General features: G+C 41.7%; 14 protein-coding genes. 6 read left to right on the top strand and 8 right to left on the bottom strand.

Annotated elements, in window-relative coordinates; translation table 11 throughout:
• Window positions 1–109 precede the first annotated feature (109 nt).
• The 3 genes from HX124_RS17210 to HX124_RS17200 all read right to left on the bottom strand — a co-directional run bounded on the left by HX124_RS17210 (window position 110) and on the right by HX124_RS17200 (window position 1,665).
• Complete coding sequence (locus tag HX124_RS17210; RefSeq protein ID WP_004787581.1) at window positions 110–400, bottom strand: addiction module antidote protein; 291 nt, start codon at window positions 398–400, stop codon at window positions 110–112.
• Between the two features lie 3 nt (window positions 401–403).
• A complete protein-coding gene (locus HX124_RS17205; RefSeq protein ID WP_004787583.1) occupies window positions 404–700 on the bottom strand; it encodes a type II toxin-antitoxin system RelE/ParE family toxin in 297 nt (98 codons plus the stop codon).
• A 323-nt stretch (window positions 701–1,023) separates the two neighbouring features.
• On the bottom strand, window positions 1,024–1,665 hold the full coding sequence (locus HX124_RS17200) for a TetR/AcrR family transcriptional regulator C-terminal domain-containing protein (RefSeq protein ID WP_004787586.1): 642 nt from the start codon (window positions 1,663–1,665) through the stop codon (window positions 1,024–1,026).
• A 65-nt stretch (window positions 1,666–1,730) separates the two neighbouring features.
• Here HX124_RS17200 and tet(39) point away from each other — a divergent pair, with 65 nt between their 5' ends.
• Complete coding sequence (tet(39), locus tag HX124_RS17195) at window positions 1,731–2,918, top strand: tetracycline efflux MFS transporter Tet(39) (RefSeq protein WP_046267530.1); 1,188 nt, start codon at window positions 1,731–1,733, stop codon at window positions 2,916–2,918.
• 223 nt (window positions 2,919–3,141) lie between these two features.
• On the opposite strand, the gene HX124_RS17190 is transcribed toward tet(39), so the two are convergent.
• The 3 genes from HX124_RS17190 to repM are packed head-to-tail and all read right to left on the bottom strand — an operon-like array spanning window position 3,142 to window position 4,825.
• On the bottom strand, window positions 3,142–3,285 hold the full coding sequence (locus tag HX124_RS17190; protein ID WP_004968401.1) for a hypothetical protein: 144 nt from the start codon (window positions 3,283–3,285) through the stop codon (window positions 3,142–3,144).
• A gap of 21 nt (window positions 3,286–3,306) precedes the next feature.
• Window positions 3,307–3,882 carry a plasmid replication DNA-binding protein gene (locus HX124_RS17185; protein WP_161420424.1) on the bottom strand — a complete coding sequence of 192 codons (576 nt, stop codon included), beginning with the start codon at window positions 3,880–3,882 and terminating at the stop codon, window positions 3,307–3,309.
• Window positions 3,875–4,825, bottom strand: coding sequence for a replication initiation protein RepM (repM, locus tag HX124_RS17180; RefSeq protein ID WP_161420425.1), 951 nt, complete (start codon window positions 4,823–4,825; stop codon window positions 3,875–3,877). The genes HX124_RS17185 and repM overlap by 8 nt, the downstream gene beginning before the upstream one ends.
• Window positions 4,826–5,458: 633 nt before the next feature.
• Between repM and HX124_RS17175 the strand changes: the two genes are divergently transcribed.
• Complete coding sequence (locus tag HX124_RS17175; RefSeq protein ID WP_286384293.1) at window positions 5,459–5,734, top strand: hypothetical protein; 276 nt, start codon at window positions 5,459–5,461, stop codon at window positions 5,732–5,734.
• A 295-nt stretch (window positions 5,735–6,029) separates the two neighbouring features.
• On the opposite strand, the gene HX124_RS17170 is transcribed toward HX124_RS17175, so the two are convergent.
• Window positions 6,030–6,791 carry a hypothetical protein gene (locus tag HX124_RS17170; protein ID WP_286384291.1) on the bottom strand — a complete coding sequence of 254 codons (762 nt, stop codon included), beginning with the start codon at window positions 6,789–6,791 and terminating at the stop codon, window positions 6,030–6,032.
• Window positions 6,792–7,014: 223 nt separating this feature from the next.
• Between HX124_RS17170 and HX124_RS17165 the strand changes: the two genes are divergently transcribed.
• Window positions 7,015–7,968, top strand: a complete 954-nt coding sequence (locus HX124_RS17165) for a MobA/MobL family protein (RefSeq protein WP_004787791.1) — start codon at window positions 7,015–7,017, stop codon at window positions 7,966–7,968.
• A gap of 44 nt (window positions 7,969–8,012) precedes the next feature.
• Here the strand turns inward: HX124_RS17165 and HX124_RS17160 are convergent, their stop codons facing one another.
• Complete coding sequence (locus HX124_RS17160) at window positions 8,013–8,234, bottom strand: helix-turn-helix domain-containing protein (protein WP_034590295.1); 222 nt, start codon at window positions 8,232–8,234, stop codon at window positions 8,013–8,015.
• A 209-nt stretch (window positions 8,235–8,443) separates the two neighbouring features.
• On the opposite strand from HX124_RS17160, the gene HX124_RS17155 reads away from it, so the two are divergent.
• The 3 genes from HX124_RS17155 (at window position 8,444) to HX124_RS17145 (ending at window position 11,430) form a co-directional block, all read left to right on the top strand.
• Window positions 8,444–8,698: a hypothetical protein gene (locus HX124_RS17155; protein ID WP_004787794.1), complete on the top strand. Its 255-nt coding sequence runs from the start codon at window positions 8,444–8,446 to the stop codon at window positions 8,696–8,698.
• 268 nt (window positions 8,699–8,966) lie between these two features.
• A complete protein-coding gene (gene cml, locus HX124_RS17150; protein WP_020753574.1) occupies window positions 8,967–10,232 on the top strand; it encodes a CmlA/FloR family chloramphenicol efflux MFS transporter in 1,266 nt (421 codons plus the stop codon).
• Window positions 10,225–11,430: an ISL3 family transposase gene (locus HX124_RS17145; protein WP_020753573.1), complete on the top strand. Its 1,206-nt coding sequence runs from the start codon at window positions 10,225–10,227 to the stop codon at window positions 11,428–11,430. The genes cml and HX124_RS17145 overlap by 8 nt, the downstream gene beginning before the upstream one ends.
• The last annotated feature ends 139 nt before the right edge of the window (window positions 11,431–11,569 follow it).

Here is an 11,569-nt window from a genome sequence, read left to right as displayed (position 1 = left end):
ATTTCAAAGTGTACTGATGAGTACACTTTGAATGGGTTCTAACACCCGAATTTCGTATATGAGATTTTATGTTAAATAAGATGGAACTTAGACAAAATTTTATTAATAGTTATGCATTCTGCACAGTTAGTTTTAGACCTAAAGCATTTACTACACGATTAATCGTATCAAAACGAGGTGCTGAATCTTGACGGAGTGCTTTGTAAAGTGCTTCACGTCCAATTCCTGCTTCTTTAGCGATTTGAGTCATACCACGAGCTTTAGCAATTACACCAAGTGCATGAGCTAGTTCAGCAGGGTCATTCTCTTCAAGAACCATATTAAGATACATTACAATATCTTCTTCACTCTTAAGTGCTTCTGCCATGTCAAAGCTAGGTAGATCAGCTATTTTAACCATTTTTCAATCCTCTAAAGATTTTGATAAATCAACAGCTCGTTCTATATCCTTTTGCTGTGTAGATTTATCACCACCTCCAAGCATCACAATGATTACATCACCATGTTTGATGTAATACATGCGCCAACCTGGTCCGAAGAACTCTCGCATTTCCCAAACACCTTCTTGAAGATGCTTTACATCGCCCCAATTACCACGCTGAACCTTATCTAATCTTCGATTCAGTTTAAGACGGGTCATACTGTCTTTAATGCTATCTAGCCATTCATCAAATTCAGGGAGACGTTTAATCTCGGTCATGAAAGTTCCTCTTTATTGTATTCGATCGAATACACAACATTATAATGAATATATTTTATGAGTAAATGAAATAATAAGAATATATTTTATCAATTGATTATTTAATAACCTATGTTCTTGGCAAAAGGTATCAAACCTGCTCATAAAAAAGCCGACTTGTTTCTAAGTCGGCTTTTTACTGTTTTTGAAGTCAGTCAAAATTTTATAACTATATGAAAAACAATAATATTTTAAATTGCGTTTCGTATAAGCTCTATTATGTTAAATAATTAAGGATAAAAGCTTTATTACTAAATAGAACAGTTGCTTAAAGCAGTATAGAGTTAAGTTTGCATTTTAATATCAAGTTGTCTTTCAGCACCGATAATCACCATACGAATCCCATTTTCAAAAATGTCATCCGCATTCATATTTTGTAAGGTATTCACTCCTTGGAGCATGAGTGGATATATAGTTGGATCGGCTTCGAATGGTGGGTCTGATCTTATTTCTTCTTGCTGCTCCTCAAGGACCCACCCAACAATAAACCTTCCTAATGTCATAAGTAATGCAACTGCTTCAACAGGAGAAAACCCAGCATGAGATAACAGCGCAACTTGGGCCTCAATCGTGTTGAAATGTCCTTGACTGGGGCTAGTTCTTGCATGTAGACGAGCACCATCACGGTAAGCTAGTAGTGCTCGACGAAAGCTTACAGAATTAGCGAGCAACCAATCTTGCCATGTCATCCCATCGATGGGTAAAGAAACTAAATGGTGTTCATTTATAATGGTTTCCGCCATTGCTTCCATTAACAAGGATTTATTCTTGAAATGCCAATATAGAGTTGGAGATTTAATACCCAATCGTTGAGCTAGCTTGCGTGTGGTTATTGAATCTATGCCTTCTTCATTCAACATATCCAATGCGGTACGCAGGACTATTTCACGTGTCAGACGTTGAGGTGCAATATCTTTTTTACTCATAAATCTATCACTGATAGGGAGTGTGTGAGAGAATATTAATTCTATCATTGCTAGAGAAGGCATTTGTGAAGAAATCATTGAGCGTGATTTTAATCACTATATTTCTGGATGCTGTTGGGATTGGTTTAATTATGCCGATCTTGCCTGAATTATTACGGTCATTGGCTGGAGCTGAAGCAGGCGGTGTTCACTATGGTGCTTTATTAGCTGTGTATGCTCTGATGCAGTTCATTTTTGCACCTATCCTTGGAGCGTTGAGTGACCGATTTGGACGTCGACCTGTATTAATTATTTCAATTGCTGGTGCAACGGCTGATTATCTCCTAATGGCTGCTGCTCCTTCTCTATTGTGGCTATATATTGGTCGTATTTTTGCGGGAATTACAGGTGCCAACATGGCTGTTGCAACAGCTTATGTTTCAGATATTACTCCAGCCCATGAGCGTGCAAAAAGGTTTGGTCTCCTTGGAGCTGTCTTTGGTATTGGGTTTATAGCGGGTCCGGTAATAGGTGGAGTTTTGGGTGAATGGAACTTACATGCACCGTTCTTTGCTGCTGCTTTTATGAATGGGATTAATTTAATAATGACAGCAGTCTTATTAAAAGAATCAAAACACAGCAATAAAATGACTGAGAAGGTTCAGGAGCAATCAATATTAAAGAAATTATCCTATTTGATCACTCAACCTAATATGGCTCCATTGCTTGGTATCTTTTTAATTATCACATTGGTTTCACAAGTCCCCGCAACTTTATGGGTTATCTATGGGCAGGATCGTTATGGCTGGAGTATATTTATTGCAGGTGTTTCCCTTGCTAGTTATGGAATATGCCATTCTATTGCACAGGCTTTTGCTATCGCCCCTATGGTAAAGAGGTTTGGAGAGAAAAATACGTTGTTATGTGGAATAGCTTGCGATGCAATTGGTTTACTTCTTTTATCTATTGCTGTTGAAGAATGGGTGCCTTTTGCGTTGTTACCATTGTTTGCCCTTGGTGGAGTAGCCGCTCCTGCTTTGCAAGCAATGATGTCCAGAGGTATTAGTGATGAAAGACAAGGTGAATTACAAGGGCTATTAAGCAGTTTTAATAGTCTGGGGGCTATAATTGGTCCTGTATTAGTTACTAGCCTCTATTTTATGACTCAGGCATCAGCTCCTGGAATGGTATGGGCATTAGCTGCAATACTTTATGTAATCACCCTACCCTTATTGCTTAAGTATCGCCTGAATAAATATTCTGGAGTTCCATAAAATATTTAATTTATTGGTTTAAAAACTAATGGATTCTATAGTTTATCTAAAATTAACATAATACACGTTATACGCAATGCTTTTTAAATTGTGTTATAATTCAATGTGTTGATACTTGTTTTATAGCCCATTCACCCTCGAATGGGCTTTTTTTATGATTGTTCATGTTCCACGATCAATAACTGAACAATGTTCCACGGTTTTAATAAGCTCTGGTGAACAATCACTTGCTTTGCTCTTGGGCTTTTTGGCGCTGATCCTTCTCCTTTTTAAAGGCTCGTTGATCCATAATGCTGGCTATAATCATGATAGGAATCCCGATAAATAGAAATGCAATGCCTTGTAGGATCTCTTTCAGTTTTTTCATACGTAATGCTCCTTGGAGAGCTTAGTCCTCATTGAATACCGCACTCAGTACTCGGCCAAATAAGCTACGTTTTTTAGGTTGTGGCACTGCCACATTTTGCAACGTGGCATGCTGTAGCGTTTGGCTGTGGTGTGCTGTAGTTTCTTGCTGTGGCACTGCCACGTTTTCTACAATATTTAATTCATTATTCTTTTTATTATCATTGTCTTGTTGTGTTGTCGCATGCTGTGGCATATCGGTGTCGCATGCCGTAGCATCTTGTTGTGGCGCTGCCGTGGCGGGTGCAACAGTTTTTAACTCAATAAGCGTCTGCATACGGTCGATTTGCTGCATTAAACGCTCTTCACGTTCTTGGTATTTTTTAACTTCATTTTCTAAATGAATAATGAGTTTTTTTGTAGATTCATCGCTATCTGATGTAGAAGATTCAATTTGTTGAGATGTTTGCTCTGGCTCCCCAAAGCATCTAATCACTTCCGAAAGGTCAAATTGACCATCACTAGAGCGTGATAAACGCCCATTACGTACAGCTCTGTAAATGGTTGACCTATCAATATGAAATTTTTTAGATACTTCACTTAGCGATAACTTAGCCATTTACTGTGTCCTTTTTATTTGATGGCATGTATCCCACTTTTTTTAGGTATGGGGCTAGTTCTTTGATTTTTTCAGAGTCTTGTAGCATCTCAGCAATACGTACAGCAAACTGTTGGTAGCTTTCTGTACCTTGAGAATATTTCCCCATTTCAGGTAATTCTGAAAGCTTATTAGCAAACATATGACGTTGAGCATCCGTCATTTTTGAAAAAAGATCTAGCGTGTTTGGATCTCGCTTATCTGCTATTGGTTGATTCGTTTTCTTTTGTTTGAAGGCGAATGAAAAACCTGAAATAGCACGACCTTTTTTATGTTGCTCATATTTAACGGTAATATCAGAAAGCTCATTAATTTGTTTAATAGCAATATCTAAAACACGTCTTTTAAAAGCCTCCATACGATCATATTCATTAACTCCTATACCTAATTGGCTACGGAATTTATTCAACTCATATATAGGTGTTTTGCCTACAGACTTCCATTGCATTAACAACTCATAGAGTCGTACAGCATAAACGCTTTTAAAATCGGCAGTTTTTTTAAGATGGTAACTAGTAAAATATTGTTCAAAGCCATCTATTTTTGTGACATGTTCAATTACAACACGAGTTAATGTTACTAGTATGCGACCTTCACCTTTTCGATAATTAGCATCTTGAATCCAACGACTTTTTGTTAAAGTTCCATCTTCATTGGTAATAGTAAATTGTCTTTTAAATAAAGAATCTTCTGCCTCAACTAAAGCTAAATAAGCAGCATCAGGTGAAACATTAAAGGCTGTAGCATATCTACTAGCATTTAGTTCTAATGGTTCTTCTGCTGATAATCCTTGACCTGTTTCACGAGCATCGACAATAGCGAGCTGTAATAGGCGAGTTTCACTTAAAGTAAGTGTCTGTAAGGCTTGAACAAGTTTATTTGATTTTACGACTAAGTCGGCCATATCATTCTATTTAGCAACGGTTTTATTATGTTGTTATAACAACATAATAAATATTTGTTGTCAAATTCCGAGGAAACGTTGCTATATAACCGAGGAAACGTTGCTATATAACCGAGGAAACGTTGCTATATAACCGAGGAAACGTTGCTATATGTTCCTTGAAAGCACTGTAGACTAAGGCTTTCAGACCATTTAAAAACATTTAAAAGTATTAAAAATAATTAAAAGCCCAAGTCATGAAAAATTGCCCTTGGTTTTCGCTTCGTTTCACTCGCTCAAACTCTATTGAATCTCGCTTTCGCTCGATTCGTCGGGGCAATTTTTTGCAAATACCTTCTAAAATTATGTAAAAAGCAAAAGCAACTATGACTTCGCTTCGCTCAAAAGCTTTTTTTACTCGCTTCGCTCGATCTAGGTGCAAATACCTGCATGTGATTTACGCTTATTTAGGCTTCTCAGCCTAAAAAGCTGTTTTTCAGAAAGTCTAGGCGCGACTTTTCAATGTTCGCTCGTAGACACTCACTTTATGAAAGTTAAGTTTAATGCAAAAAAAAATTCAGAAACTAAACAAATGAAATCATGAAAAATTTAAATTCTGTAAGCTCATTTTTTTGATCAAAAATGAGGTTCTTTGTGAGCTTGTTAACAAAAAATGAAAATCAATATATCTTGTTAGATTCAAGTATTAATTATTTAGATTCAACAGCATATTTATCATTAATATTTTTAAATGGTGAAGAATTAACACTGAAAAGCACTCATCTTTTAAGTGTTGGGTATACTTTTATCTATTATATTAAAGACAATCAAAGCATAAAAATACATATAAATCCGAGTTCTGAACAAACAATTCATAAACTACAGCTTCTTTTTGACGAAGCTTTGAATTATGAATTAAGTTTTGAATAACCCCCATTATCCCTTACCGCCACGTGATGCTTCACTTATAACTACAGAGGTATTTGTTTCTGTTAGCCTCGTAAATTTTGGTGTCTTTCTTGCTGCTTTGATTGACCCTGAAGACTGAATGTTTATCGCTGTAGAACGCTAAGGGCTTAACTGGATACAGGCTTAAGCTCAATACTCTGCATGTGATTTTCACTCTTTTAGGCTTCACTGCCTAAAAAAACGGTTTTTCAGAGGGTCTAGACGCGAATTTTGGTGGTTCGCTCGTAGACACTCGCTCTATAACACCATGGTTTTTTTAACTATATTTATCTTTATGTTTTATAATTTCTATTGTGCATAAAGGTTTTTCATCTTTTGACCAAGTTGCTAGTCCTTGAATCACATCAACAAATAACTTTTCACGGTTAAAATAATTATCTTGATATTTCTTAACTTCATTGAATATCTTGGTATTTTTTACTTTATCTACAAAATTTTTATTATTTATGATTCTATTTTTAATTTGATCCGGCGTACTTTGGCTGATATCAATGTTAAGTTGTTTAAATGCTGCCAAAACCGCCCCACCTAACTCATATTTACGTTGATTCTCTATATTTCGTTTCCTTTGAGCTTCTGAGAGGGTTTTGGCTGTTTTCCTTAGTACCTCCCGTCTATGCTCATTTTCGAGGCGTATACGGTCATCCAAGGCTGCTTTCTCGAGCTTTTGGTAGGATTGTAAAGCTCGATCAAGACGAAAGAATGTTTCCTGATCTTGCTCTTTTTCAAGTAACTGCAAAATTTCGATTTCATTCGCCAAAAGCGGCTGCTTGTTGCTTTGTTTAAGTTGTATTTGGGTTATCAGTCGCTGTCTTTGTTCAAATTGAACTTTTTCCCGATGGACGATTTTTAACAAGCGCAGGTCTTTTTCATCTAATTCATCATATTCTTTACTATGCAGAATGGTGTTGGCTCGTTGCTGGTTTTTTTTGAGAAAATCTAGATTCATTAGAAATTCTTCTAATTCGAATAAATCTTTTGATGAGAGTACTTTCGCTGGTCTTCCACGAGTCGCCATTGCATTCTCCGCAGGTATAAAAAGGGCACAATTTTTATGATTTCAGACATTATATGCTGGCACGGGAAGAATTAAATAAAATGTGGGAACATTTTATTTAATTCTTAAGCTCGTTTCCGTGTTTTTAATTCGATATAATTACTACGCAATTATATCGAATTAAAAACACTACTCCTCGTGCTCCGCAGGCTCTGCGAGGCTGCACGAATTTGAAGGTGGACACATGTTCTACTGCAACCTGGAACATACCGTAAAAACAGCCGTGAAAACTCGCTCCGGCAAAGTTAAGAATGCAGCCACAGCCAAGAACAGGTTCCACTACATCACGCGGACCTCGCATTTCAGACACTACAAAGAAAGCGCAGCGGAACAGATCGAGTTTGTGAAATCCGGCAACATGCCGAGTTTTGCCGAAGGTAAGCCGGCAGAGTTCTGGCAGGCAGCCGATGTTTATGAACGCAGCAATGGGCGAACTTGTTCCAGCCTGGTAGTGGCTTTTCCAAAGGAATTAAATCAAGCACAAAGGATTGAACTGGCCGAGCAGTTTATTGCCGAATTTGCCGACCGTTACCGCTATCCCTTCACCTGTGCCATTCATAACCATGCGGGTTCGATTGGCGGCATTGAGCAGCCGCACCTACATTTCATGTATAGCGAGCGGCATGTGGATGACATCGAGCGGACAGCAGAGCAGTTTTTTAAGCGATACAACCCGAAACAGCCTGAAAAAGGCGGTGCTCAGAAATTGACGGCTGATGTCCTGGGCATGGGGAAAGCTCAGTTGCAGCTGTATCGGCAGAAGACGGAAGAACTTATCAATGCAAGTTTGGCACAGTATGCACCGACCAAGACCGTGGAAATCCGTGGCATCCCGGTTGAAGTTCCAAGCTTTGTCAGCTGCCTTTCCCATCGTGATTACAACAAAAAGCACGGCACGCAGTTAAAAGATGTGCCTGTGATGAACAAGGCGGTGCGTTTTGCACGGAAAAATGAACCAGAATTATTGGCCAAGCAGCAAGAAATGATCGAGGAGATCAAGCGGATTCGTGCTGAAAATAATTATGAGCTGTATCGATCACATTATGAGGCAGAACTGAGTAAACAGAAGCAGTTGGAACAAGAACAGCAGCAAATACAGGAAAGAACTAGAGGCTATGATGGCCCGAGTTTTTGGTAGGTTTATACGTTCAAACCTGAACTTGTACGTTAAAGCGTACAAGTCTACTGTTCTTCATTCTCGTCATCTGTATATTCAAACAGGTCATTCATGTTGCAATCGAAATACTTGCATAACTTATCAGCTACCGATAATTCTATCCGAATAGCCCTGTCGTAATAGAGTGCAGTCAATGTATTTCGATTGATTCCAGTAGCATTGACTACGTCACTGATTTTCAGAATCTTACGCTCGCCCATTAGGGAAGACAACTTGCAGTTAATCATAATATCTTTTAGTAAAAAAAAATAACCTGCTGTAGGTTGTTTTTTTGTTGCAATAGTGGAACTGGTTTGGTAAATTATAACCTACAGCAGGTTATAATTTGTCTTTATAGGTAGATTTAACCTCTAATTTGAAATTATACAGGGTGAAGCTACTAAATCAAAGTTTACAGCTTACATCACCCTCATTCATATAGTTGAGGAGAAAGTGAATGTTATATAACCGAGAACTTTGGATCAGTGAACAAACAAGGCTAGTTGGACGTCAATTATTAAGAGAGCTGAATATCCAAAGGGGATACGGGATTGCTGAATTTTTAGCTGTAAACCATTGTTATGACAATCAGGAGGCATTTTTGGTTTGGCTTGATCAGCAGTTGGCGAAGTATCCTGACGGGGTCGAGATTGAGCAAATTAAACAGAATTTTTTTGGACACTTTCCTGAGTCTTACTACAGTCTGTGCTAGCTTATTAATGTGATGATACGTAGGGAGCTTTAGCTCCCTTTTTTCATTTCGGATAAGAGATTTTATGTTAAATTTTTTGGTTCTTTGCACTTTAGCGTGAAGATTGTTACGATATGGACTCATCCATGAGATAACCCGCACATGAGCGCTACCAAGAAAGCAGACAAGTAAGCCGCAGCAACCTTCGTTTTCGGTTGTTGCGGCGTTCTCAAGAACCTAGTTGCTCTGCAAGAGCGCCGCCAAATTCTTAACTTAAGGAGATGGCTTCGTGCGCTCAAAAGATTTTTCTTGGCGGTATTCTCTTCCCGCCACGCTATTGCTGTTATCACCATTCGATTTGCTGGCGTCACTGGGCATGGATATGTACCTGCCCGTGGTGCCTTTCATGGCGGATGCACTTGGGTCCGGTGCAGGGACGATCCAGCTGACGTTGACGGCATACCTGGTTTTGCTTGGAGCCGGACAGCTTCTCTTCGGCCCACTGTCGGATCGGCTGGGTCGCCGCCCCGTTTTACTTGGTGGCGGGATTGCCTATATTGCGGCTTCATTCGGCCTCACCGTAGTTTCATCGCCAGAACTTTTTCTGAGCTTCCGCGTTCTTCAGGCCTGCGGCGCTTCGGCATGTCTCGTTTCCACTTTCGCGACGGTACGCGACATCTATTCGGGCCGTGAGGAAAGCAACGTCATCTATGGCTTGCTCGGCTCTATGCTTGCGATGGTTCCTGCGATAGGCCCACTGCTAGGAGCGCTGGTCGACGCGTGGCTCGGATGGCGCGCAATCTTCGGCTTGCTAGGGATGGCAATGATAGGCGCTGTTATCGCAGCCTGGCGACTCTGGCCAGAGACTCGGCGGCACCGGACGGCAGACCTACAGTGGTCGCAGCTATTGACTCCTGTGAAACACCTGAACTTCTGGCTGTACACGCTCTGTTACAGCGCGGGGATGGGCAGCTTTTTCGTCTTTTTCTCGACCGCCCCCTGGCTAATGATGGGGAGGCAAGGGTTATCGCAACTTAGCTTCAGCTTGCTATTTGCTACAGTGGCCATCGCTATGATGGCTACAGCGCGAATCATGGGACGACTGATTCCCCGGTGGGGAAGCCTGAAGACCTTACGAGTGGGAATGGGGTGTCTGATGGCGGGAGCGCTGTTGCTCGCTGTTGGCGAGACATTGGCACCGGTCTCGGTGCTTGGCTTCATCGCCCCGATGTGGCTCGTGGGTGTTGGTATCGCCACTGCGGTATCGGTGGCACCCAATGCCGCTCTTCGAGGTTTCGATCATATCGCTGGGACCGCTACAGCAGTCTACTTCTGTTTGGGTGGACTACTGTTAGGGATTATCGGGACACTCATTATTACGCTTTTATCGACTGGTACCACCTGGCCGATCATCGCTTATTGCCTCATCCTCGCAACAGCAGTGCTTTGTCTGTCCTGCATCAATCCCAACAGACGCCATCTCAGCCAAGAAGAACATGATGCCTTGGCGCTACAAGGCACCGATAGCGCGCAATCGGTCCATGATCATGACTAGCGCTGATGTTTGGAGCCTGTTCTGGAAGGGCTTTTCGCCAGCGTCTCATGGGCTTCTAGATGAACAGACTTTGCTGATCCGTCTTACACACGACGAGGAGCATACGCCAATTTGTAGCCGATGCGATTGCCCTTGTTTCCTGGTACATGACATCAATTGGCGCCGAGTTCGCGAGTCACCAATTATGCAGTATCGCGTCGAGTTGGATGTACCTGTGCGGCGGCTGCGTTGTCCACAATGCGGTCCAACCAGAGAGCGGATCGATTGGCTACCACCGCGCTCCCGTATTACGCAATCATTGCGCAACTGGATTGAGAAATTAGTACAGATGCTGCCCGTCAGTCATGTTGCCAATCTTTTGGGCTTGCATTGGCATACAGTCAAGACTATTGACATGGAGCGGCTCAAACGTGATTTGCACGAGCCAGATCGAAGTCGATTGCGCCGCCTGATGATGGACGAATTCGCCTTGCACAAGGGTCATCGCTACGCCACGGTGGTCGCCTGTGCCGACACCCAGCAAGTGGTGTGGATTGGCGAGGGCCGCTCGCGTGAGGCGATCCGGCCGTTCTTCGAGTGGTTAGGCGATGCCCGGAACCAGATCGAGGCAGTGGCCATGGACATGAACTCAGCCTTCGATCTTGAAGTGAAGGCCCAGTGCCCCAACGCGGTGGTGGTCTACGACCTGTTCCATGTGGTGGCTAAGTATGGCCGCGAAGTGATGGATAGAGTGCGAGTTGATCAGGCCAATCAACTGCGAGATGACAAGGTCGCCCGCAAGGTGATCAAAAGCAGCCGTTGGATACTGTTACGCAATGCTGACAACCTTGAGCCCGAGCAGGCGGTCAAGCTGGACGAACTCCTGGCCGCCAATGCGTTCTTGACTACGGTGTACGTGCTCAAGGACCAACTTAAGACGCTATGGTTTGCGGAAAGCGAGACGACGGCCAGAAGCGCCTGGCGGGAATGGGCCGGCATGGCCCTCGGTAGCGGAATTGATGCTTTGGTACGATTTGCCAAGAAGCTGGAGCCATATATGGAGGGTATCGTTTCCAGTGCCCTCCACCGGCTGAACACCAGCGTGCTGGAGGGCATGAACAACCGGATCAAAGTCATTAAGCGGATGGCCTATGGATACCGCGACACGGACTACTTCTTCCTCAAGATCCGTGCTGCATTTCCCGGCAAAGTGCGATGAACTAATTTTTTATATCAAAATTTCAAAGTGTACTGATGAGTACACTTTGAATGGGTTCTAATACCCGAATTTCGTATATGAGATTTTATGTTAAATTTTTTATATCAAAATTTCAAAGTGTACTGATGAGTACACTTTG

This window comes from Acinetobacter sp. 226-1 (assembly GCF_030329325.1).
GTDB lineage: Bacteria > Pseudomonadota > Gammaproteobacteria > Pseudomonadales > Moraxellaceae > Acinetobacter > Acinetobacter sichuanensis.
This window is presented reverse-complemented; position numbering and strand designations above follow the sequence as displayed.

Coding starts and splice junctions, on each gene's coding strand:
- HX124_RS17190 (WP_004968401.1), bottom strand. CDS start 3,285: ATGAAAAAACTGAAAGAGATCCTACAAGGCATTGCATTTCTATTTATC.
- HX124_RS17200 (WP_004787586.1), bottom strand. CDS start 1,665: ATGAGTAAAAAAGATATTGCACCTCAACGTCTGACACGTGAAATAGTC.
- HX124_RS17155 (WP_004787794.1), top strand. CDS start 8,444: ATGTTATATAACCGAGAACTTTGGATCAGTGAACAAACAAGGCTAGTT.
- HX124_RS17205 (WP_004787583.1), bottom strand. CDS start 700: ATGACCGAGATTAAACGTCTCCCTGAATTTGATGAATGGCTAGATAGC.
- HX124_RS17145 (WP_020753573.1), top strand. CDS start 10,225: ATGACTAGCGCTGATGTTTGGAGCCTGTTCTGGAAGGGCTTTTCGCCA.
- HX124_RS17185 (WP_161420424.1), bottom strand. CDS start 3,882: ATGGCTAAGTTATCGCTAAGTGAAGTATCTAAAAAATTTCATATTGAT.
- HX124_RS17210 (WP_004787581.1), bottom strand. CDS start 400: ATGGTTAAAATAGCTGATCTACCTAGCTTTGACATGGCAGAAGCACTT.
- repM (WP_161420425.1), bottom strand. CDS start 4,825: ATGGCCGACTTAGTCGTAAAATCAAATAAACTTGTTCAAGCCTTACAG.
- HX124_RS17165 (WP_004787791.1), top strand. CDS start 7,015: ATGTTCTACTGCAACCTGGAACATACCGTAAAAACAGCCGTGAAAACT.
- HX124_RS17160 (WP_034590295.1), bottom strand. CDS start 8,234: ATGATTAACTGCAAGTTGTCTTCCCTAATGGGCGAGCGTAAGATTCTG.
- HX124_RS17170 (WP_286384291.1), bottom strand. CDS start 6,791: ATGGCGACTCGTGGAAGACCAGCGAAAGTACTCTCATCAAAAGATTTA.